Origin of the sequence: Chitinophaga sp. LS1, assembly GCF_034274695.1 — a bacterium.
In the GTDB taxonomy this organism is placed as follows: domain Bacteria; phylum Bacteroidota; class Bacteroidia; order Chitinophagales; family Chitinophagaceae; genus Chitinophaga.
The window spans coordinates 4,403,759-4,427,968 of record NZ_CP128362.1 but is presented as its reverse complement, the minus strand read 5'-3'; the positions used below and the strand labels follow the sequence as shown (position 1 = coordinate 4,427,968).

Below are 24,210 nucleotides of genomic sequence, written 5' to 3'. Positions count from 1 at the left end.
AAAGTTTAAATATTATAACTGATAGATAGGCGTCCGTTAATGCCGGGCTGTGGTACCCAATAATAAAGCCCGTTTCTATACCATGGTGTTGCAATCAGGTGTTTGTTCAGCAGGTTATTTACCAGCAGGTTTACCTTTAACTTTTTATACTTATACCCCACCCCTGCATCTAACCGGAAATAATCCGGGGTTTTATGCTGTGTAGCAGTGGCATATCGTTCGCCACGCTGCCCCTGGTACTGGTAACCCAATGAAAAAGACAAGGCGCAGGGTAGCTCATAGTTCAGCCATGTGTTCTGTACATGTTTTACATACATCGGCGTACGCGTATTGATGAGTGCTTTGCTCACATCCTTTTCTACTTTCGCATCACTGAAGGCATAGTTAATGATCACATTCATCCCTTTAAACAATTGTCCCATTACATCAACATCCACCCCACGGGCAGCCGTTTCACCTACCTGCACTTTGTACAGGCTGTTATCGGGGTCAGTCTGCATGATATTGCTCCGCTGAATATCGTAAAGTGCAAACGTTGTATTCCACCTTCCATTCATCCAGTTCTTTTTCATCCCTATCTCTGCACTGCGCCCTTTCATTGGCTCAATACTTTCCCCGGAGCTGGTCATACCTGCCTGTGGTACGATCGTTCTGTCATACAAACCATAAGCAGTAAACCCTTTCAGAATGGTATAACTCAATCCAACCCGCGGTGTAAACACCTTATCGTCAGCAGCTGTCGTCACACCAGACACCACGTTATTTGTTTTGATAGACGTATACCTCACACCCAGTGTCAATCTTACCTTATCTGCGAAAAACGACAGTTCGTCCAGTGCATATAACGAGTAATAATTGATCTTTTGCCGGGTATTACCATTTTTCACGCCACCTGGCGTATGATAACCCGGGATGTCCGTCCCATACACCGGGTTGTCAATATCCAAAGGATAATAGTTGGTATCATAGGAAACATAACTATCCGCAATAAATTTCTTCTGGTTCACATCCACACCGGCTAGCAGCTGGTGCGTCACCAACCCGGTAATAAATTTCCCGTTAACAAAGGCCTGTTCGGAGAATACCTGTGTTCTGTCCAGATCGTATTTGGGATTGCGCAGCAGTGTACCGGAATCCGCTGTATTTACGCCGGTTACCCACATATATATCCCTTCCTTATCATCTCTCATCCATGCCCCTCTGAGTGTAAAGCGCCAATTGTCACTAAAGCGATGAAAGTAGGTGAGGAAGGCTGTATGGTCAGATACATGATAGGGAGGCAGACTCTTTTCTGAAATCGTAAAGTCATTCGGCAGCGTACCAAACCCTTTTGGTGACATGACGATCGGACTCATTAAGCCATATCTGAATTGCTGAAAGGTATATTCCGCCGTAATCTCAGTTCGCTCACTCAGGTTGTATTTCAGCACTGGTGCAATGAGGAATCTTTTATTAAAATCATACTTCACAAAGGAGTTGGCTGTCATCGCCATTGCATTCAACCGGTATTGAAGCTTCTTACTTAAATTCCCATCAAGGTCAGCCGCAATCCGATAAAAATCCCAGCTCCCCAGCATTACATCCACCGTCTTCCTTTCATTTCCGGTAGGCTGCTTCGTCATCACATTGAAGGTCCCTGCAGGGTCTCCTATATTGCTCATAAAGAGGGATGGTCCTTTGATAAACTCCACCCTGTCTATGATCGAGACATCTTCTGGTACAGGTCCCCTATAAATAGGCGTCAGGTCGATCCCATTCCGGAGAGTAGAGATCTGTCCCCCTCTCATAAACATATAGGGGCCGAGGTTATTAGACACCTCTTGCCTCACCACCCCACTTACATTCCTGGAGACTCCCTCTGTCATATTAAAACTGGCCTGGTCCCGGATCACGTCCTGACTGATCTCCTGGATATTCTGTGAGAGGCTGACCAGTGGCGTCTGCAGGCGTAGGGCGCTGGACACCGTATTGAGACTATATGGCTTATAGTATTTGGAAGAAATACTGATTTCCTTCAGCTGGGAAGAAAACCCAATAGTAGTATCCTGTGCTGCAGCAATAGTTGTGCATAACAGGAATGCTGTTGTGATCTTAATAGCAGGTTGCATTTTCGAATAGTTATAAATGGGAAATAGCATCCCATGTCACTCACGTGACCATAGTAATAGAAATACCAGTCCGACAACGCGAAGCGCTTCATCAAACAAAAGAAAAAGGGAATAGCTATAATCGTGGTGGAGGATAATCAATGTCGGGGTAGGCGACAGCGCAGGATGCATTAAATATTATAAAAGTTTGCGTCAATGCTATAGACGGCTTTAAATCATAAATCAAATTGCTTTCCGGTCTATGCACCAGGTCATCCATACATGCCTTTTGACCATTGCTGCCAGTCTCCTTACCGGTTTGATTCTCAGCTTTCTGCACCTCTCTACTCACATGGTTATTTCCATACAAGTGATGCGCAGTCGAAAGGTGGTCCTTCTCCCAAAAGGTATGGGCAACTAAATCTGCCACCAGCGGCATAACAGGAGCAAGTATAAAAAAGGTGTAGGAAAACAAAACAACATAAGACAGATCCTGCATCAGTATTCCTTTCAATGACCTACTACCAGCAACGGAAGGAGCTCTCTCCCCCGATTCATTCAGGTCGTACATGAAAAGAAACCAATATATTCTTTTAATCAAGATCGCAGTATATGTTGTTAATTATAGTAAAAACAGCAATGTTTGACGAATAATTGCCAAGCAGGTTTAAGTACCTGCTATGAGTATGTAAAAGTATTACTGTTCCTGAAATAATACAATCTTTTAATAAAAACAATTCAGACACCCTAAAAATTGTACATAATTTCCCCGATGACTGCCTGCTTTTTCATTTTATCCCCTTCTTATCAGATTCAATTCAGACCTTTCTTCAGCGCCTCGGATTCTCATAATTATTTGCAGATTTCGTTCATAAACCGTGATTTTATTGGCGGACGTACCCGGCTTTAAGGTGTCTCTATATATATCTACCAGCTCCAGTCACCCTAACATTCACACCTTTACATTAAAACAAAAGTATAATCCGTACTTTTGCCCTGCCTTTTCTGATTTTCAGAAAAGTATTAAGAGGAAACCCAGGTATAAATCCTGGACAGACCATTTGCTGTAAGTTTCTCAATGGTCAGGCAAATCTTACGTCATTGTCCCCCGGAGGATGGAAGACCGCCAAAGCCAGAATAAAGCACAACATTATATTGATAAAGGAGTAAATGTTCGCATAGTTAACTTTGATGATGAGGAATCTTTGGAACAGGCCATGAAAGGTATCGCCAAAGTTTTATTAATTCCTGCCATTGCACCTCAATCAGCAATTTGACAATATGCTTCATGAACTAAAGCTATCTGATAATCAAGTAGATTATATAATTACAACCGCCCGAAAACATACGACATCAGGATTAGAAAACCGGGTTATCGAGTTAGCTGGAAGTAAAGAAGCTTTAAAAAAGGTAAACGAAGAAATCGAGTCGTTGGAGATGAAATATAAAAAATAAGATCAACGATTATACCTATAATAGGTTCAATAATCAAAGAAAAAAGGACTCCTGTGTACAGAAGCCCTTTTAAAGAAAATTCCCGTTAGGGTGGATGATGGGGTTCGAACCCACGACCCCCAGAACCACAATCTGGTGCTCTAACCAACTGAGCTACAACCACCGTTTTTACACACCGTTTCTAACCGTGCGGGGCGCGAAACTAAGAATTATTTTAATAAAAAAGTATTTTTATCAATAAAATTTAAAAGTATTTCGCCAAACGAACACTATCATCTGTCACCCAGGCATTATTCTTCCATTTATAATTCACCTCAAAACGCGCATTATCAATAAAATTAACCTCAGCTGCACCGACTGCCAATGAGTTCAAATATAAGGGTTCACAGACCCCATCTTCACAAAAAACAATAAATGTAGTTAGGCCGTCAGAAGTCCGTTCATCATTAGCATGTAAATCCCAAGGTAAAACTTCGCTCATCGTATTGCGTGTATGATTATTCTATATATTTATTAAGCTGCGGTAATGCACCGTAAAAACCAGCTAAATATTGCCTTGCAAAGTCAACATTATTCCTAATCCCTTTCAAATCACCTAAAGAATAAAGCCGCGTACTATCTTGAATAGTTTTTTCTGTAAAATAAAATTGATCCCTGCGCATAAACTCAGGTGCCATTATATTGACATCATGACTAGTAAAAATTATTTGAGCGTTTGTTGTATTAATTTTAGGATCTTGAAATAAACTAATTAAATGCTTTAACAAAGCAGGATGAAAATTTCCATCAATCTCGTCAGACACAAAAACCCCTCCACCCGAGAAAAGTGCAAATAGATCGCCTATGTAATTATAAAATTTATTAGTCCCTTGCGACTCATCGGTATGTAAGTCCATTTGAGCTAATCCAATAACATTACTTTCCTCGTCAAAAATCTGTTTAGCTAGCTTAATTCGATCATAGTTAAAATCTTTAGAAATGTTATTAAGGCCTACTTATGATTTTATGACTCTTAAGAAGGTAGATAGGCACGCTGGGCAAACTATTATTGGCGCCAATTTCCATTCAGACAAACAGGCCAATCCTTTAAAAGAGGCGAATATTCGATTTTAATTTCGTTATCTGTAGTAATAAAAAGCAGGCTCTTCATAATTAGAGCCTGCTTTTTTCTTTTATAGAATTATTTAAAACTATATTCTCCACCAACCTGCAGAAAGACCAATACCAGACGGAAGAAAGACCATGACTGGACGGGTAATTAATTCCCTGCTTTTACCTACCGCTTTAATAAAAAGAATCCTGCGCGCTTTGCGCATTTTACTATATTCACCTCTTATTAATTCCCAATGCTAAGGAAGCGGGGTTTTTAAAGGCTTCCATTTGCAACAAAATGTCGTTATAATGGTAAATGGTTTCCTCATCTCTAACCATAGGTAATATTCTTCGGATCTTCCCTTCTATTCCCTGAATGTGCCCTCTAATGGTGGCTGAAACAGCGCCATTTTTCACATCCTTTATCATCGTCAGCATAGCGCTGATATAATTCTGCTGCAGGAAACGGTGATAACTACTTACGGCTTGCGCACCAGACAGGTCGTTCCATATACCCTTATTCATATCTGCTAAGAAATCATGCAGGGTATAAGTTTTCTCTCCATACATGGCCTCTGCATTATCCAGATTTATCAGTTTCTGAGGTACCAGCAGTTGGTGTAATACATCATTAGCTACAGCCTGTGTGAGTACCCCTACATCCGGTGGCCAGACCATGTCTATAATATAATCAGGTGTGAGCCATTCCGGTTCGGTGGCCAGGATCTGTGTGTTTAAAAAGGCAACTGCGGCCTGTTGTTTTGCTTTAGGGATTAATCTAAAAACAGGCGTAGTGTCTGTCGCCGTCACATTTTCATAAAATCCAAGTCCAATTGTATTGATGACATGAGTCTGGTATTGAGCAAATTGTGATAATAAAGCCGAGTACTCCCTACGCAGGCCGTTGCCGGATATTTTGCCAAATTTATCGTCTGGCATACTTGTCCAATCACGCAGTTGTGTGATCACCCGTTTCAGGTTTCTTATTCCATAATCATTGGCCTTCATCACGTCCTCACTCAGGTCCTCATTCTGACACCTGGAATCAATCAACCCAAATATTGCCTGTTCTCCATAATACAACCGTTTATTGTTACGCAGACTGTCCGTTGTCATCTGGAACAATATCTTTGCTTCTGCCCGTGCATCCGCCACCTGCGGAAACGCCCTATATCCCCATTCAATTGCCCATTTATCGTAATCGCCTACCCGGGGGAATATACCTTTATCAGAAATACTATCTTCTGGTTGTGCTACATAATTAAAGCGTGCGTAGTCCATAATGGATGGAGTATGACCATGTGTCTCCACCCATTTTTTGTTACGAAGACTATCTACCGGCACAATTGATGACGAACCAAAATTATGCTTAAGACCAAGGGTATGACCGATTTCATGGGAAGAAACAAAGCGGATCAATTGCCCCATGAGCTCATTGCTAAATTGCTGATGGCGTCCTCTCGGATCATTGGCACCGGCCTGGATCATATACCAGCTATGTAACAATGTCATCACGTTATGATACCAGCCTACATGCGATTCAATGATTTCACCACTACGATAATCATTGACGGTAGGCCCCTGTGCATTTGCCAGTAATGATGGTTTATATACGATTACACTATATCGTGCATCATCCATACTCCAGGCAGTATCATCAGCCGGTACTTCTTTAGCTATGATGGCATTTTTAAAACCCGCTCTTTCAAAAGCTACCTGCCAGTCGTTAACCCCCTGGATCAGGTAGGGTACCCAGACTTTTGGCGTAGCCGGATCAATGTAAAATACAATAGGCTTTGCCGGTTCCACCAACTCTCCGCGCATATATTTCTCTACATCCTCAGGTTTAGGCTCCAACCGCCAGCGATCGATTTTCAATACCATCTTAGCCTGCTGTGGATCTTTGTCGTAATCATAGTTGAAAGGTGTAAAGTAACCCACCCTCTGATCAAAATACCGCTCTTTCATTGGAATGGCCGGCAGTAATAAAATAGAAGTATTAAGTCGTAATGTAGCTGTGCTATCCCCTTTTCCTGTGCCATAAGTCTTTATCGTTTGAATTTCCAGGTTCGTTGGGAATGACCGGATTCTTTCAATGTAAGACTTGTCAGACTGGAATGGAGTTGAATCTAAACGACCTACCAGCAAAGGACTATTGCTGGAAAATAAATCGGTTACATCGATAATAGACGATTTGTTATCCCGTCCATAGGCACAAATAGCAAATGCAAAGTCAAAACTCGAAATGCTATTCTTGTTCAGTACATTGGCCATGCCGTTTACCGTGGTATCCATTGATCGGTCAAAAGAAAATGAACTGCTCAGGTATATTTTATTATCACGACCTTTTAAAAAGACAACGGGAGTACTACCCATCTCATCACCGGCATAGCCCTCCTTTATTTTGTCCACTGCTGCAGAGGCCTGCAGGATACGGTTGACAAGATGAAATTGCCTGTTTAAAAGTGAGTCATGGATTTCCAGGTAATATTTTTCCTTTATGTGGTATATGTTAAACACACCATGACTGATTTTAGCATCCGGTGTTATTAATTTATCGAACGGAACGATTTCTTTAGCTGGCATTGAAGCAGCTCCTCCTATTATTCCTCCCTGTGCCCAACCCGCTATAGGAAACGCAATCAGCATCAAAAGCAGGGGAAATATTCTTTTATCAAGCATCTTTGAATAATTTAAAATAGATTAATAAGTTAGCTCGCTATTATCATCACCATTGAGTTCCTTATTAATGCCGATACCATGATTTTTCCCTGGCAGACCAGGCAGCGCAGGTGCTTGTCTTTTAGGATCTGTAAGGTTATCCAGTTTCGCAATAATATCTTTATAATGTTCTTTTGTTTTAAGATCCTGACTCAGGCTGGCTGTAGTAGTAACCTGCTTTTTCAGGTCAATCAAATGACCTCTGACAAGGACGATCGTATTCATTGTCTCCCTTTCACGTGGACTATTGATTACTTTCTCCATACTATTGATATAGGTTTGCTGAAGGCTGCGGTGATAACTGCTTACAATTTTAGCAGTACCCAGTTCAGACCAGATAGCCTGATCGAGGTCACTTAGGTAAGCGACCAGGCTATAAGCACCTGAGGGGCCGAAACGTTCACTCATCAAATTCACTTTATTCAACTGGTCCATACTTAGCATGGAGTTGTCAAGCAGGGAAATTCCAGGTTGGTAAATAATATTCTTATATGGAGGTGCCGTGATCTTATCCTCAATTTTCTTCGTCATCAACCAGTCCGGTTCCTTATCAAACACATTAGAACGCAGAAACGCCATGGCGCCTTTTTGTTGGGAGACAGGTACACCCTGGTATACTTTCTGATCGGAACCGGCACCCTGTGGTGAATAGTAATATGTGCCGAAAATATTGGCTACATTTTTAAGGTACCTCGTAAACAGTTCTACAATAGAATATTCCACCCCACCTAACCTACTATTTCCATTAGAGCTGTACACCTCCCCTGGAAGTTCTGTCCAACGCGGAATTTCTGGTATCATTCTCTTCAGATTCTGAATACCTAATGCACCTGCAGCTACAGCATTATTGCCCAGGTCATACAACTGTGCCCTGGGATCCACTACCTTTTCGTTATTTAAAGCACCATAAACCAATCTGGGGTTAGCCTTTAAACTGTCCTCAACCATTTTCAATACCAGTTTACGTTCTGCCTCTGTACCTGCTATACCGGGGAAATAGTGGTAACCATAATAGATCGCCCATTTATCATATTCTCCCAGTTGTGGCATTATTCCCTTCCTTGAAATATGATCTGATGGCTGTGCCACGAAATTATATACATCATCTTCCATGATAGTTGTACTGATTCCATGGTTTTCCAGCCAATGCATATTTCGCAGACTGTCTACCGGCACAGTAGAAGACCCTGCTGCATTTGGTAACAGACCAAGAGATGAACCTACCTGGATAGATACTGCACGTTGCAGAAGTTCGCCCATCAGCTGATCATCAAAGATTGGTTTCCTTGCACCAGTATCAATTGCACCTGCATAAGCGATATAAGAGTAATACAGGTTAACCAGTACGTTGTGCTCGATGTGAATAGTTGCATGAATTATTTCTCCGCTCCTCGAATCTGTTACAATATTTGAGGAAATTGAACTGCCTATAGATGGTGTGTAAGTAATGGTGTTGAACCGGTTATCATCGCTATCCCAGGTACTGTCGTTCCCTGGTGCTTCCAATGCATATATAGCATCCTTAAAACCGGCATGCTCAAATGCTTTTTGCCAGTCGTTAACAGCCTTTATCAGATATGGTACCCATTTCCCGGGTGTAGCAGGATCAATGTAAAATACTATAGGTTGTGCAGGTTTTACCAGTTTCCCGCTCATATAGGCCTGCATATCTGCCACCTTTGGTTCCATCCTCCAGCGGTTAATAATCCCTACTGTTTTCCCCCTTTGCAGATCAAGGTCGAAATCGGTCAGGTTATAGCTTTTATATCCTACCCGTTCATCATTATACCTGCGGAGCATCGGTATTTTAGGTAACACAGTGAACGACATATTTACCAACGTAGTCAGCGACCTGTTATTCTGTGTCGAATATGTCTTCACAGCACTTACCGAAACATTCATAGGATAAGCATGCACTGCATCAACATAGGATCGGTCGTTTTGTAATGATTGTGCATTGAGTAACTTTTTGATTTCGCCGGTGAAGATGCCATAGTCTCCATTCAAGTAATCTGTCATATCGATTACCATAGCAGAATCCTTACCGTAGGCTTTTATGTCCATAACATACAAAACCGGCTGAAGGGCATTTTCTGACAATGCCTTCTTCAGACCGGCATTAGAGGTATCATAGGCGGCCTCATTATATATTGGCTGGGTTATGAAAAGTCGGTTTCCCGGCGCCTTTGCAAAACTAATCTGAGCACTTCCTAAATCAGCACCGGCATATGAATCCTTACCTCTTATCAGCATTGCAGGAGCTTTCTCAAGTCTGCTAATAATTTGAAAATCCCTACCAATAAGAGAATCAGGAATTTCGAAATAGTATTTATCTTTTGTCTTATAAACAGTAAATAACCCTTTGAATACCTGCGCATCTGCAGGAATCACTTTGTCAAATGGCTGCACATTTCCCGTTCTGGCTACTGAATCTGCTTTAGGTAAAGTCTGATCTTTCGCTGTAGTCGCTGCCTTTTTATCAGCCGTTTTCTTTCTCTGTGCATTTGCTGGCATGATGCCTGCTGCCAGGCATCCCATAACCACACTTACTGTAATTATGGATAGAAATGGATATTTTCTTTTTATAAACATGATAATTGAATTATTAGAATTGGTATACACGCGAGGTGTATTTTTCATAGCTGGCTTTCCTTCTTATAATTGGCTGAAATACGGCTGAATATAAGGTCAAACATTCCTGTTATTCTACTGTAGATGCGTGTAGAATAACAGGAATGATGATCTGAGGGTAATATCAATACCCGCTATTCTGCGTTAAAGCAGGATTGCTTTTAATTTCACTGGCAGGAATCGGGTACAGCACATCGTCCGATGTCCAGGTAGCAGGTTTTACCACAGACATTACAGTGTTGGCTAGTCCTGTTCTTTTGAGATCCAGCCAGCGATTGCCATACTCCAGAAATAATTCTACACGACGTTCCTTCATTATCGCACTCAGAAGTTCTGTTTGTGAACTGGCTGTAGTATTGCCTAAGCCGGCCCTGTTTCTTATTACGTTGAGATCTGTTGCTGCCCCGCTAAGATCGTTCAGGTTTGCACGCGCTTCTGCCCTGATCAGGTATTGTTCACTCAAACGGAACAGGATACTATATTCAGTTGGTTGCTGCGAATAATCGTAATCTCTATACTTCTTACTGTAATAATAAGTTGTACTGTTGTAGTCAAAAGAACCTATCCAATTGGAATACCGAAGGTCTCCGGTTTCAAATGCCTTTGAAAGACTGTCAGTAAGTACATAGCTGGAACCATATAGCGAACCATACTGAAGTCCGTTTCCGTAATAGTATGCATCAGGAAATACCACTTTCCCTGCGGATGTAGCAGGATTGAGCGCAAATATGCTCTCAGCACTATTCTTTAAAAAGATATTGCTGATATCATCTCCCTGCAACAAAGTGTATAAACTATTATCAAGGACTATTGAAGCCTGTTTTTCCGCATTTGTATAATCACCGGTATATAAATACACCCTGGCCAGGAAAGCTGCTGCAGCGTATTTGTTGGGACGGTCACGCTCATCGCTATAATATGAATAGTCTTCAGGCAGGGTATTTTCCGCTTCCTGCACATCGGCTATGATCTGTTCATAAACATCACTTGTAGCCGTACGTGCCATTGTTGCATTTACTTTCACATCAGTAGAAGTAATCAACGGCACATCCCCAAAAAAGCCAACGAGATAAAAGTGGCTCAGCGCCCGCAGGAACTTTGCCTCGCCGGTCAGACGGGCTTTGATTGAGTCACTCATACCAGTGGAGGCTTTTACCCCTTCAATAATACTGTTAGCCTGAAAAATGGTTTGGTAAAATCCAGTCCACAACCCCGGAATATTATAATCCGAAGGTGTTAAAGTATTATTTGCAAAATTCAGATATAAATAAGAGGTATTGGTTGGGTCCATCTCATCGGCAGAAAGACTACTGTAATAACCAATATTTGGGAATGCCTGTAGATTGATCATGTTGGCATAAGTCCCGGTCAATACTGATTGCGCACTGGCATCGGTACTAAACACATCCGTGCTAAGCACTTCTGTTTTCGGTGCAGTCACCTCTACGAGTTTTTTGCATCCCGTTGAAAGAATTGATAAAAATAACAGGCATGCAACTGCTCCTTTGATAGGATGACTGTTCTGGCTGATTTTCTTACGAGAGAAAAATATTGAAGTTGATTTTTTCTGTTTCATGGCGCTTAGAATGAAAATTGTAAACCTGCATTAAATACTTTTAACGGTGGTACATTGACAGGACCTGTTTCAGGATCCACACCCTTGTACTTGTTGCCAGATAATGTAAACACTGCCAGGTTCTGTGCCCGCAGGTTTGCACTCAAACCTGCCATTCTTAATGCCCTTGCATATCTCTGAGGAAGACTGTAAGACAATGCCAGATTGGTGAGTCTTCCATACGATAATCTGTTCAGCAGGATATCAGATTGTTTGAGCCTGTTAAAATTATTGGAATAGGAATAAGTAGAGAACATTTTGGACAGACCCAGTTCGCGCATTTTATCTACAACAGCTGTAGGTACGTTATTCAAGCCTCCGGGAGGTGCAGACATGTATTTCAGCAGTCCCTGGTCTACCGCCCCGATAGTGAATTGAAAAAATGCGTCTAACTGAAAGGCTTTATACTTCCAGGTATTGGAAAGGCCACCATACATCTTTGCTGCAGAACTTCCCATATACAGCATGTCCCCTTTCAAACCATTGATGGCAGGATTTACTGTGTAGGTACCGTCCTTGTTTACATCCGTAAAGGTAGGTGCACCATTGGCATCGGTACCGGTATAATGGAACAGGTAGAGGCTGCTAATAGGCTTACCTATTTCATAAGATCCCGCATAGGAGGAGGTGGCTAAGTTAGGAAAGGCGATTAGCTTATTTTGCGCAATCGAAAGATTGGCGGATGTTGTCCAGGTAAAATGAGCTGATTTGATATTTTTGGTGGTCAGGGTAAATTCAAACCCTGTGTTCTGTACAAGGGCTGGAGAGTTGGCAACATAGCTGCTAAAACCGGTCTGTGTTGCCAGTGAATAGCTGAGCAACTGGTTATTTGTTCTGTTCCGGTAAAAGGCCGTTGTTAGGATCACTCTATCTTTAAAAAGGCCAAGATCCAGGCCTAATTCAAGTTTACGGGTAGTTTCCCATTTATAATCCTGGTTGGCCAGTCTGACAGGCGATACACCGTTTGAGCCGGCATAATAGCTGCTCGACGTAATGCCATAAGTAGATAAATAAGCATAGTTTTCTATACCGTCACTCCCTATTACGCCATAGGTGCCACGTAACTTACCAAAGTCAATCCACGCAGGCCTGTTTTTCAGAAAACCCTCTTCAGTAAAAATCCAGGCTAATCCCACGGAACCGAAATTGCTATATAAATTATTCAGACCAAATTTAGAAGAACCATCCCGGCGGTAGTTTGCCAGCAACACATATTTACCGTCCCACAGGTAATTAATGCTGCTGAAAAACGATGCGTAATTATATGCATTGTACCCGTTATGAATCACATAGCTGCTTGCCAGTGCGAGGTTGGAAAGGTAAAGGTCTGAAGCAAATCCTGTTGCCTGTATATAATAAGGTTGTTCGTTCACTGTCTTTTGTAAGGTTCCGCCTACCAATGCTGTTAAGCTACCTTTGCTGATAGTAGTATGGTAATTAAGCTGTGGCTCCACACTCAGGTTTTGTGAATAGGAAGATGCATAACTTGCACTCGGTTGGAAGTAGGTTAGTAATGACGCAGCAACAGCCGTGCTGGGATTTAACATCGACTGGGTAGATTGTGTTTTATTATAACCAATATTGGTTTGGAAATCGAAACCTGGTAATATCGCGTAATTTAAACCCAGTACGGCATTCGTAGTCATCATCTTGTTCTGGTAACTTGCATTCAGGTTCAATAAAGGGTTTGTTACATAAGGATAACTGTTCGTCCATGAATACAGCTTTCCGTCTTCATCATACAACGGAAAGTTAGGAGGAAGGGAAAAAGCATTGGTATAGAAATCTGTATTGGCCAGGTTACTGGTAAGTGAACCTACCACCGCAGAAAGCGTGGTACTGAATTTTTGATTGGGTGTACTGTAACCAAAATTAAAATGGGTACTGTAACTGTTTGATGATCTATGGTCATCAAACACCGAGTTCTGGCGACTATAACTGCCAGACATCAGGAAGGTAAAGCCACCCCCACCGCCGGAAATAGATGCACTCCCGTTAAAAGTTTTTGCAGGGGAACCAATTAATAGCTTTTTAAAATCAGTTGATGCTGTCTGGCTCCATAAGGTCAGGTCTGGCGCACTGCTGGAAGTAATCGTTCTTCCGTCATTTTCAAATGCTTCTTTCCTGAGGGCCAGGTAATCGGACAATCCCAGTACTTTCAATTTGGTAGGCACATAAGTGATTGACGAACCGCCACTAACTGACATGCCTATTTTCCCGGGTTTACCTTTTTTAGTGGTGATCAGGATAACTCCATTGGCTCCACGGGATCCATAGATAGCAGTTGAACTGGCATCTTTCAATACGGTAATACTTTCTATATCATTTGGATTAAGCGTAGACAGGGGACTACCGTTACCATTAGGTCCTGTCATGTAGTTATAATAACCGTTGCCGTTATTACTCGATGCCTGCTGGTTAATGGCAGCTGCCGGAAATGGTACACCGTCTACGATATAAAGCGGCACATTTTTGATAACGTTTGTATAGTTATCTCTGTCTGCATTCTGGTCCAGTGAATTCTGTCCACGTATCTGCACCTTTATGTCAGCTCCTACCAGACCGCTTGACTGGGTAATTACCAAACCTGCAACCCTCCCTTCCAGCGCTTGTAAAATATTTCCTACCGGCTGTTTTTCGATGATTTCACTGGTTACTTTAACAGAGGATCCAACGTCAAAACGCTGACTGGTTTTTTGACCGTAGGCAAGCACATTGATCTCGTCCAGTTTACTGACATTGGGACTTAAAGCAACCGTCCCAATATCAAACCTGTTCTTCACCGCTACTTCCTGTGTTGCATATCCCAGATAAGTAATTACAATGATTGCATCTGCATTTACACCTGGTAGCGTAAAAGAGCCATTAGCGTGGGATATCGTGAAGTTTTTAGTGCCTTTTACTGTTGCCGTAGCGCCCGCCAGTGCCATCCCTTTTTCACCAACGACGACTCCCGAAATGCGTGCAGGAAAACCCGGGCTGTTATCAACCAGATTTGTTGGTGCCTCTTTCCTGATGACAATTATCTTTCCGACGATCTCATATTGGAGACCCGTTCCACGCAGACATACGTTCATTGCCTGATCTATATCGGCATTATTAACTTTTACATTTACGGTGATGCCACTCAAACTGACATCGCCACTTACAAATGCAAATCCTGTCTGTTGCTTGATCGCTTTAAATACTTTGGAAAGTGGTGCGTTTTTAAAATCCAGGCTGACTTCATTCTTTCTTTGTCCGGATGCAGCGCTAAATACGGCTAACAAGAGCAAAACAAAGGTTAGTCGTGATCTTAGACGCGTATAAAGCACAGTTCGAAAATTTTTTCTACCCAATAGTAGTAGGTCGGCAATTAATTTCATTAATTTGCTGATTGAATTGGTTAATAAAATAGTATGAATGCTAAATGTGGCTATGGAACCCCCAGAGTCCATAAAACCAATCGTCCTGCCGTGATAGTGCTTCCGACACTATCACGGTTTTTTTTCGGCCATCTGCCGGATTTACAAAAAATTTGTGGCGCCTGCTGTCAGATCATTTGATGAATTAAAAAATTGATTGATGATTTTATTGGTTGGTATTGATTATGATGCTTTGATAATTACTTTACGTCCCTCGATTCTGTAATTAATCTGAAGTGCTTTTAGAATCATGAAAACTTCTGAAAATTTAACGTCCCTGTATATTTCACCATCGATAGTCTTTTTAGGTATGCTGCCCTCATAAATTACTTCCAGGTCATACCATCTTGCCAGTTGCTTAAGTACGAGATCGATACTTGCATCGTTAAAATGGAATAATCCATTTTTCCAGGCCAGCACAGATTCAGTATCTGCAGACTGAACCTTGATTTGATCATTCCCTGTCTCGGTCAGCGCCTGTTGTCCCGGCGTTAAGGTGACAGCATTTTTATTTACCTGGACTTTGGCGCTTCCTTCCAGTACTGTCACTGCTATCGCCCCATTATCGTTATAGCTATTGATATTAAATTCAGTACCTATGTCTTCTACTACCTGTTTGTCTACCTGCACTTTAAAAGGCATCCGGCTATTATGAACCACTTCAAAATAAGCTTCCCCGGTAAGTTTTACTACCCGTTCAGATCCACTGAAAGCCAATGGATATTGCAGGCTTGACGCTGCATTCATAAATACTTTGGTACCATCCGGCAATACAATATGGAACTGTTTCCCATTCGGTGTAGTGATGGTATTGTATGCTGTGGCGCTCATCTGACCTTCGTTTGATGAACTGTAAACGACAATGCTGTCGCCATATTTTTTTATTCTGTCAGTGTTTTCAATATCTGGCTTAATTATGACACCCTTTCCCAACTGAATTTTTTGCCCGTTGGCCAGTGTCAAAATTGCTCCGTTTGAACCTGGAAGTGCATCATTATGAAGAAGACTGGCCTCCTGGGTACCAGCTTTCCTGTTGGGCATATAAAAATAAAAGCCGGCACAAATGAGTAAAAGGACAGAAGCCGCGGCAGTAAGTGGAAACCATAGTCGCCGAACAGGTTGCCTGTCTGGTTGTATGCCAGTTCGGTTCATGATTACTTCGAATATTTCAGTTTTAATGACCCTTTCTTCATCTAAAGAATCGGCTTCCCATACCTTATTGACTAGCTGTTCTTGTTGATACCACTGGTTTAGCAACTGAATTTCACTTTGAGTAGCAGTACCATTCAAATATTTATGGACTAATATTTCTAACTCATCAATTTGCATATGTTTAACATTGGCTATAATTATAAGTAGGATAACCAGGGGCTAAACCCTTGCTCAGGTTAAAATAATTTTAATTTTATGTTAGCTTTCGTATTTCATGGATGAAATAGTATAAATCACATACTTTTACTAACGATATTTATTAGACGATGGGCTTTGCTAATGTTGGGGGCGGTGTGGAACAGGAGGGTTGAATAAAAGATTGTGACTATATTATAGTATATATGCGAATATACTAGCGCCTGCTACAAAGAATGCAGGTAAAGGAGAATAGGCAAAACCGCCAGTGACCTGCGATTTTTAAAATTCGATCTTAGCAGTTTTAGTCCTTTAGTGAGATGGCCTTCCACCGTCTTTTCAGAAATGTTCAATTTTTCTGCTATCGCCGAATTACTCATGTCATGAATACGGCTATAAGTTACGATAAGCCTGCATTTTTCAGGTAGGGAAGTCAAAAGGCTGGTAAGATATTCCTTCATAAAAAGTGCCTCGATTCCTAAATCTAATTCCGCTTCTTCTCTTTCTCCAAATTTTGCTGATGCCAATACACGTCTTCTTCTTTCTTTTTCAATAAAGTCAAAGAAAGCAAATTTTACTGCTGTGGCTAAATAATTGTTTAAATTTTTAATTTCCAGTGAATTTCTGCGATTCCATAAGCTGATAAAAATTTCCTGGACAATTTCCTTTGAGACACTTTTATCATTTGTGAGATTGAATGAAATGGCCAGGAGTTTATTCCAATATCGTTCATATAACATGGAAAATGCAGCATGATCGTCATTAAGTCTGATTAAATCAAGCAAGTATTCATCGGACTCATATTGAAGATTCTTCTTACCCATTTATTGCCAATTTCAGCAGAAATGTATATAAAAAGTATAAAAATTCAAAATATTGCTCATTCAGGATTTAATTTAATGAAATAATTTTTGTCCTCCAATGACAACTTAAATATACACCGTCTCTTCTTCTATAATGACCATGTATCCAACTCATCTTATTAAGATTTACATTTCTTTTATTATACAGCCATATAAATTTTCTACCTGAAAAGTACCCAAAGACACAATGAGCCATCTCTTTGTACTGTGCGGCTTTTTTATCCTTCAATTCAATGTCAAAAATATACAGACCATATTTTTGAATCTTTTTACTTATAAACTACTGAACATCTTCCGGAGACAATTTTATAACTAGTATATGGGGCTTTTCTCTCCGGTGTGCATTACAACATTATAAGGATAACCTGGTCTTCCTGCATTGGAAGCTTTTTTCGGTGTAAGAGATGTAGAATTCTTCCTATTTAGACTATCTAAAATTTATGCGTAACAACAAAATTCCCAAGTTTTCAACCTGATCCTTTTTTCGTTCAAAACAGATTAAAACTAAAAGAATAAGGGCTTCTGTATACAGAAGCCCTTATCAGGGAAGTTCCCATTAGGGTGGATGATGGGGTTCGAACCCACGACCCCTAGAACCACAATCTAGTGCTCTAACCAACTGAGCTACAACCACCGTTTGAATTGGGATTGCAAAGATAAGTAAAACAATTCTCTACTTCCAAATATTTTTAGAACTTTTTTCTCCCTCACACCCCTAATCCTCACCTTTCATCATTTTCCCCTCCCTATTCCCCCCCACTACCAATATATTTGTTACGGTCTCAACTTTCTTTCAATGCGGTATTCCCTGTTAATAATAACAGCGGTCCTGGCCACCTGTTATGTATCTGTAGTAGCCCAAACCACCAACAAGCTGACCGGCAAAGCCATAGACGCCAGCACCGGCAAGCCCGTTGAATATGCTTCCGTAGTCATCCTACAGGAAAAAGATTCTTCCGTGCTCACAGGGATGTACACCCAACCAGATGGTACTTTCAGCTTCAACCCGCTGCAAACCGGCCACTACATCCTCCGTATCACCTTCATGGGTTACGACAACCTCTATAAAAACATTACAACCAATAAACCGTTGGGCACCCTAAAGCTCACCCCCACCGGCAAAGTCCTCGCGACCGTCGAAATCAAATCCGAAAAGCCCGCGTTCTCTATGCAGATCGACAGACAGGTATTCGACGCCGGCGCTTTCGTAACCGCCGAAGGAGGTACAGGCACTGATATTCTAAAAAACATTCCCAGCGTGGACGTGGATATAGACGATAACGTTACCCTCCGTGGCAAAAGCGTCACCATCTATGTAGACGGCAAGCCCTCCCCCTTTGGAGATGCTAAAACAGCCCTGCAAATGATTCCCGCAGAGACGATCGACAGAGTTGAAGTGATCAACAACCCCTCTGCTAAATTCGAAGCCAACGGCGGTGGCGGTATCATCAACATCGTGCTGAAAAAAGATAAAGCTATCGGCTACAATGTCATGTTCAACGCCGGCGTAGCAACAAGAGGACAAGTCAACGGCACGGCAAACGCCAGCTTAAGACTGAAGAAATTCAACTTCTTTGGTAACTACAATGGCCGCTACGAATCTACCACCGGCTCCGGCTATAGCTACCGCCAGAACCTGATCGCCGATACTTCCGGCTCCTGGTTCTTTACACAGGATAGCCATAATAAGAACACCAGTCACCAAAACGGCGGCCGTATTGGACTCGACTATTACCTCGGTGAGTATAATACGTTCACCCTCTCCGAAGGCTTTAGCAGTAGCGGCGGTAACAGCGAAGACAACATTTTGCTCGATTACCTCAACCAGGTCAAAGACCCTGTCAAATCAGGTGAAAGACATAATACCAGCGGTAATAAAAACCCCAACAATAACACCGCCTTCAATTTCCGCCATACTACCAGCAGGCAGAATGAAGAATGGACAGCCTACGTGAGCTATAGCAACAACAAAGGCAATAGCAACAGTAACTACTTCACTAAGTATAACACTGCCGCCAACCCTACTCTGCAGGCGAATACCGGCCGCTCTCAAAATAAATTCTGGAACATCCAGACAGACTATACCACCCCATTCGGGAAAAAAGGAAAATTCGAAACAGGAGGTAAAATCACGCTACGCAATAACAACAACGACTATAACGCACAGGTCTACAACTGGGACTCCATGGAATACCAGACCAGCAGCCTGCTCTCCAATACCTATTATTATAAGGAAGACATTTACGGCGCCTACGTCAATGTATCCAACGCCATCGGTAACCTCGGCTACATGGTCGGCACCCGGGTAGAACAGGCCTATCTCAATGGCTACTCCTACACCAAGGATACTTCGGTGAATAATAAATTCTTCAACGTATTTCCCAGCGTATTCCTGAAATACAACCTGCCACATAACCAGGACCAAAGCCTGATCTTCAACTATTCTACCCGCATAGACAGGCCGAATTTTGACCAGCTCCTCCCCTACGTCAACAACTCCGACCCACAGAACATCCGCGTGGGTAACCCGGCTTTACGCCCATCCCTGACCCATAAGTTCGAAATGAACTACTCAAGATATTACCCTGGTTCAAAAGATTTCCTGAACACCGGGGTATACTATTCCCAGGCCAATGACGACATTGACCGCATCAGTGTGTTGGATACCACTACCGGCATCACCACGACCAAACCCATGAACCTGGCTACAGACAAAGACTGGGGAGCTAACTTTACCTACAACCTCCACATCCTCAAAGGCTGGAATGTATCCAGTAACCTGAACCTGGAATACAGCAAACTGACCGGCACCGCCATCAGCAATGAATATTTCTCCTGGGGCATCAATGTGAACTCAAATTGCCGCCTGCCCGGCCGTTTTAATATACAAATGAACGCTCACTACCGGTCACCCCGCGTACAGCCACAGGGTACCTTCAAAGCGATGAACGGCATTGACATGGGGGTGCGGAAAGAAATGCTGAAGAACAATGCACTGGCCATCTCTCTCAATATCTCCGATATATTAAATACACAGCAATACAGCTCCCACTACGAAACTGATGCCTTTATACAGGACTACAGCCGTAAGAGGATGACCCGTTTTATCAGGCTGAATATCCGTTACCGTTTTGGAAAGATGGATCCAAACTTATTCAAAAGAAAGAAGAAACCGGAAGATCAGGAAGAAACGCCGGAAACTGAGGACAAAAAACAACAAAACGACAGGTTATAAACCCCGTCATCAGGCTTTTTTCCCTGCCAGCATCGGAACAAACGAGAAATTGTCAAACATCTCCTGCTCATAATCTGACTCACTTACCTTAGTAATGCGCAACATACGTTGCACTTCCTGTCCGCCGACAGGAATCACCATTTTGCCACCGACCTTCATCTGCTGCAACAGGCGCTCCGGGATCTGGGGGGCCGCTGCGGTGACAAGGACCTTGTCAAAAGGTGCATAGGTAGGGAGACCTTCATACCCATCTCCATAAAAGAACCGGAGATTAGGATACTTTGCTTTAAAAGGAAACAGCTTTACCTGGTCAAAGAGGCGTTTCTGACGTTCGATCGTGAAGATCATCGCCTTCAGTTCAGCCAGCACACAGGCCTGGTAAGCACTACCGGTACCTATTTCCAGCACCTTTTCAAATGGCTTTACTTCCAGCAACTGTGTCTGGTAGGCCACAGTATAAGGTTGGGAAATAGTCTGCCCCTCCCCGATGGGGAATGCCCTATCCTCATAAGCAATGCTTTCGAATGCCGTATCCAGGAAATAATGCCGGGGAATGTTATTGATAGCTGCTAAAACGCTTTGGTCTGTTATGCCCTTTTGCCGGATAGTATCTACCAGCTGCTTGCGTAATCCTTTTTGTTTATAGGAGTCTTCGTACCGCCTCATACACACAAAAATAGGCAATACCCCCCACTTTCAATAACCTATGGGAATTTCTATTTATCCCCATTACAGTTGAATATGGTGCAATAATTGCATATCCCTCCACCTGGTGCCAAATTGTAGCGCCAAATTGTAGCGCCATATTTCAGGATTTTAGCTTTAATTTACAATCTTGTTTCTGACACAATTTTCAGACAAACCCAATTTTTTTATGGATAATGTAATCGAAAGTAAGGTATCACAATGGCTGAACGGCCAGTTTGATGCGGAGACGGTATCCGCTATCAAAAAATTGCAGCAGGAAAACCCCGATGAACTGGCTGATTCCTTTTACCGTAACCTTGAATTTGGCACGGGCGGTCTACGCGGTATCATGGGCGTAGGTACCAACCGTATGAACAAATACACAGTGGGTATGGCTACTCAGGGTTTTGCCAACTACCTGAAACAGGCTTTCACGGATGAAATCAAAATCGCGATTGCACACGACAGTCGCAACAACAGCCGTTTCTTTGCCGAAGTGGCTGCCAACGTTATGGCTGCAAATGGTATCAAAGTATACCTTTTCGAAAGTCTCCGCCCTACTCCGGAGCTATCGTTCACCATCCGTCATCTCAAATGCAAAGGTGGTATCGTACTGACAGCATCGCATAATCCTAAAGAATATAACGGCTATAAAGCATATTGGGACGATGGCGCCCAGCTCATTCCGCCTCACGACAAGAACGTGATCCGCGAAGTAGAGAAAATCGCCAATGTGGAAGATGTGAAATGGTCTGGTGGTGAAGCAAACATCCATCCGATCAGCACTGAAATAGACGAAGCTTACATGCAGATGCTGAAAGGCCTGAGTATTCAGCCTGAAGCAATTGCGGCACAGAAAGATCTTAAAATCGTATATACGCCTATCCATGGTACCGGTATCACCCTGGTCCCTGAGACGCTGAAACGCTTTGGTTTTACCAATGTACATGTGGTAGAAGAACAGGCGACCCCAAATGGCAACTTCCCAACCGTGGTCTATCCCAACCCGGAAGAATCTGAAGCCATGAGCATTGGTCTGAAGAAGGCAAAGGAACTGGATGCCGCTATCCTGCTGGGTACCGATCCTGATTCTGACCGCGTAGGTATCGCTGTGAAGGACCTGAAAGGGGAATGGATCCTCCTGAATGGTAACCAGACCGCCGTACTGCTCTTCAATTATATTATAGAAGGCCGTCGTGCAAAAGGACTGGCAGGTGCAACGGATTACGTATGTAAAACCGTGGTAACCTCCGACCTGATCGACGTATTTGCTGCCAAAAACAATGTAAACTGTTACAATGTACTCACTGGTTTTAAATGGATCGCTGAACTGATCCGTACCAAGGAAGGAAAAGAACAGTTCATTTGTGGTGGTGAAGAGTCTTATGGCTACATGATCGGTGACAATGTGCGTGACAAAGACGCGATTGCTTCCGTAGCCCTGATTTGTGAAATGGCTGCCGTAGCTGCAGGCCAGGGTCGTACCCTTTACCAACAGCTGATTGACATCTATATAAAATATGGTTATTACAAGGAAAACCTGATCTCTATCACCAAGAAAGGCATGAAAGGTGCGGACGAAATTGCTGATATGATGAAAGGGTACCGCGAAAATCCACCTGCTACGATTGCTGGTGTGCCGGTAGTAACTACTTACGATTACCAGCTGCAACAGGTGAAAAACCTGAAGACCGGTGAGATGAAAGCTATCACCCTGCCTAAGTCGAATGTACTGCAGTTTGTGCTTGAAGACGGTAGTAAGATTTCTGCCCGTCCTTCTGGTACAGAGCCGAAGATCAAGTTCTATTTTAGCGTGAACCAGAAACTGGAAAGTGCGGAAGGGTTTGAGGCGGCTACGCAGGCACTGGATGCGAAGATCCAGGAGATCATTCAGGATATGAAACTGAAATAAATGTCATAAATAAAACCTCTGAGAATCGAATAAATAGAAACCTGGCTTCATGAGGCATCTGAATAAAAGAGCGTGTATCTTCTTTTGATACACGCTCCTTTTATTTTATGAAAATAAGGTTTATCCCCGTTGGTGAATCCCCTCTTTCATGAATGTTTTTATAGTCAATATTGTTATTGTAAGTAAGCAGACTGAATCACCTCTCCTGCTACATCGACCATTACCATCTCCTGGAGTGCTGTAGATAAAGAATAACCCACAAAATCCACTGACAGCGGGAAAGATTTATGTTTACGGTCTACCAGTACAGCCGTCTGGATCTTCTTTGGTAGGAATTCCAGCAAAGGTTTCAGTGCGTACAGCATTGTTCTGCCTGAATTGGCCACATCATCTACCAGTACTACTACTTTTCCATTGAAATCCAATGATTCAGAGAGTTGCACCTTATCAGGATGTTGTTTATCCAGTTTTAGTTCAATGAGCTTTATTTGAATGGGAGAGATTTCTTTCAGGATAGCCGCTATTTTTTCGGCTAGAATTGTCCCCCGGTCCCAGATACCAGCCAGTATGATGTGCTGTTCTTCACTGTTATGCTCATATATTTCATAAGCGATACGCTTGATTTTTTTATCGATCACATCCTGGGTGAGGATTACATTCTTTGATTCCATGTCAAAATTAATTGAAGGGATAAAAGTAGGGATTTTTTAGGTATGGTGGAGTGATAGTGGGGGTATAGTGCTATTAGTTCACCAAAGGGGCACTAAAAGGGCATTAGAAGGGCACTTCAATATCCGGGGGATAATGAGGTGAACTTGTGGTGATGGATTAGTGAAGTATTAGCGGCGGAGAGGTGAAGGGGGGTGGGGGAATTGTTGGGGGAGGCGAAGGAGTGTCGAAGAAGCATCGAAGAAGCATCGAAGGAGCATCGAAGAAGCATCGGAGAAGCATCGAAGAAGCATCGAAGAAGCATCGAAGAAGCATCGAAGAAGCATCGAAGAAGCATCGAAGGAGCATCGAAGGAGCATCGAAGAAGCATCGAAGAAGCGTCGAAGAAGCATCGAAGAAGCATCGAAGAAGCATCGAAGAAGCGTCGAAGAAGCATCGAAGGAGCATCGAAGAAGCATCGAAGAAGCGTCGAAGAAGCGTCGAAGGAGCATC

The 24,210-nt window shown here is 42.6% G+C and carries 15 protein-coding genes and 2 tRNA genes; 3 read left to right on the top strand and 14 right to left on the bottom strand.

The genetic code is table 11. The features are described from left to right. Nucleotides 1–5: 5 nt before the first annotated feature. Both QQL36_RS18425 and QQL36_RS18420 read right to left on the bottom strand, forming a co-directional pair. The gene (locus tag QQL36_RS18425) at nucleotides 6–2,108 is read right to left on the bottom strand and encodes a TonB-dependent siderophore receptor (protein WP_321566335.1); all 2,103 of its coding nucleotides are present in this window, start codon (nucleotides 2,106–2,108) and stop codon (nucleotides 6–8) included. Nucleotides 2,109–2,223: 115 nt separating this feature from the next. Then, the gene (locus QQL36_RS18420) at nucleotides 2,224–2,688 is read right to left on the bottom strand and encodes a hypothetical protein (RefSeq protein ID WP_321566334.1); all 465 of its coding nucleotides are present in this window, start codon (nucleotides 2,686–2,688) and stop codon (nucleotides 2,224–2,226) included. 514 nt (nucleotides 2,689–3,202) lie between these two features. Here QQL36_RS18420 and QQL36_RS18415 point away from each other — a divergent pair. Beyond that, nucleotides 3,203–3,364: a hypothetical protein gene (locus QQL36_RS18415; RefSeq protein WP_321566333.1), complete on the top strand. Its 162-nt coding sequence runs from the start codon at nucleotides 3,203–3,205 to the stop codon at nucleotides 3,362–3,364. Between the two features lie 267 nt (nucleotides 3,365–3,631). Here QQL36_RS18415 and QQL36_RS18410 read toward each other — a convergent pair. From QQL36_RS18410 to QQL36_RS18365, 10 genes are all read right to left on the bottom strand, one after another. Next, a tRNA-His gene (locus QQL36_RS18410) sits at nucleotides 3,632–3,705 on the bottom strand. A gap of 81 nt (nucleotides 3,706–3,786) precedes the next feature. Next, a complete protein-coding gene (locus QQL36_RS18405) occupies nucleotides 3,787–4,023 on the bottom strand; it encodes a hypothetical protein (protein ID WP_321566332.1) in 237 nt (78 codons plus the stop codon). 16 nt (nucleotides 4,024–4,039) lie between these two features. After that, the gene (locus QQL36_RS18400; protein WP_321566331.1) at nucleotides 4,040–4,438 is read right to left on the bottom strand and encodes an AAA family ATPase; all 399 of its coding nucleotides are present in this window, start codon (nucleotides 4,436–4,438) and stop codon (nucleotides 4,040–4,042) included. A 430-nt stretch (nucleotides 4,439–4,868) separates the two neighbouring features. Then, entirely contained in the window at nucleotides 4,869–7,316 is a 2,448-nt protein-coding gene (locus QQL36_RS18395; protein WP_321566330.1) for a zinc-dependent metalloprotease, read from the bottom strand. 21 nt (nucleotides 7,317–7,337) lie between these two features. Beyond that, complete coding sequence (locus QQL36_RS18390) at nucleotides 7,338–9,947, bottom strand: zinc-dependent metalloprotease (protein ID WP_321566329.1); 2,610 nt, start codon at nucleotides 9,945–9,947, stop codon at nucleotides 7,338–7,340. 163 nt (nucleotides 9,948–10,110) lie between these two features. Beyond that, nucleotides 10,111–11,427 carry a RagB/SusD family nutrient uptake outer membrane protein gene (locus QQL36_RS18385; RefSeq protein WP_321566328.1) on the bottom strand — a complete coding sequence of 439 codons (1,317 nt, stop codon included), beginning with the start codon at nucleotides 11,425–11,427 and terminating at the stop codon, nucleotides 10,111–10,113. Between the two features lie 140 nt (nucleotides 11,428–11,567). Further along, nucleotides 11,568–14,876 (bottom strand): SusC/RagA family TonB-linked outer membrane protein, encoded by a 3,309-nt coding sequence (locus QQL36_RS18380; protein ID WP_321566327.1) that lies wholly within the window; start codon nucleotides 14,874–14,876, stop codon nucleotides 11,568–11,570. Nucleotides 14,877–15,188: 312 nt separating this feature from the next. Then, on the bottom strand, nucleotides 15,189–16,334 hold the full coding sequence (locus QQL36_RS18375) for a FecR family protein (protein WP_321566326.1): 1,146 nt from the start codon (nucleotides 16,332–16,334) through the stop codon (nucleotides 15,189–15,191). Between the two features lie 245 nt (nucleotides 16,335–16,579). Beyond that, nucleotides 16,580–17,176, bottom strand: a complete 597-nt coding sequence (locus tag QQL36_RS18370) for an RNA polymerase sigma-70 factor (protein ID WP_321566325.1) — start codon at nucleotides 17,174–17,176, stop codon at nucleotides 16,580–16,582. A gap of 599 nt (nucleotides 17,177–17,775) precedes the next feature. Beyond that, nucleotides 17,776–17,849, bottom strand: a tRNA-His gene (locus QQL36_RS18365). Nucleotides 17,850–18,011: 162 nt separating this feature from the next. Between QQL36_RS18365 and QQL36_RS18360 the strand changes: the two genes are divergently transcribed. Then, nucleotides 18,012–20,450, top strand: coding sequence for an outer membrane beta-barrel protein (locus QQL36_RS18360; protein WP_321566324.1), 2,439 nt, complete (start codon nucleotides 18,012–18,014; stop codon nucleotides 20,448–20,450). Between the two features lie 9 nt (nucleotides 20,451–20,459). Here QQL36_RS18360 and QQL36_RS18355 read toward each other — a convergent pair whose 3' ends face one another. Continuing rightward, entirely contained in the window at nucleotides 20,460–21,116 is a 657-nt protein-coding gene (locus QQL36_RS18355; RefSeq protein WP_321566323.1) for a protein-L-isoaspartate(D-aspartate) O-methyltransferase, read from the bottom strand. Nucleotides 21,117–21,324: 208 nt separating this feature from the next. Here QQL36_RS18355 and QQL36_RS18350 point away from each other — a divergent pair, with 208 nt between their 5' ends. Then, a complete protein-coding gene (locus tag QQL36_RS18350; protein WP_321566322.1) occupies nucleotides 21,325–23,049 on the top strand; it encodes a phospho-sugar mutase in 1,725 nt (574 codons plus the stop codon). Between the two features lie 173 nt (nucleotides 23,050–23,222). Here QQL36_RS18350 and QQL36_RS18345 read toward each other — a convergent pair whose 3' ends face one another. Then, complete coding sequence (locus tag QQL36_RS18345; protein WP_321566321.1) at nucleotides 23,223–23,720, bottom strand: phosphoribosyltransferase family protein; 498 nt, start codon at nucleotides 23,718–23,720, stop codon at nucleotides 23,223–23,225. Nucleotides 23,721–24,210: the final 490 nt, after the last annotated feature.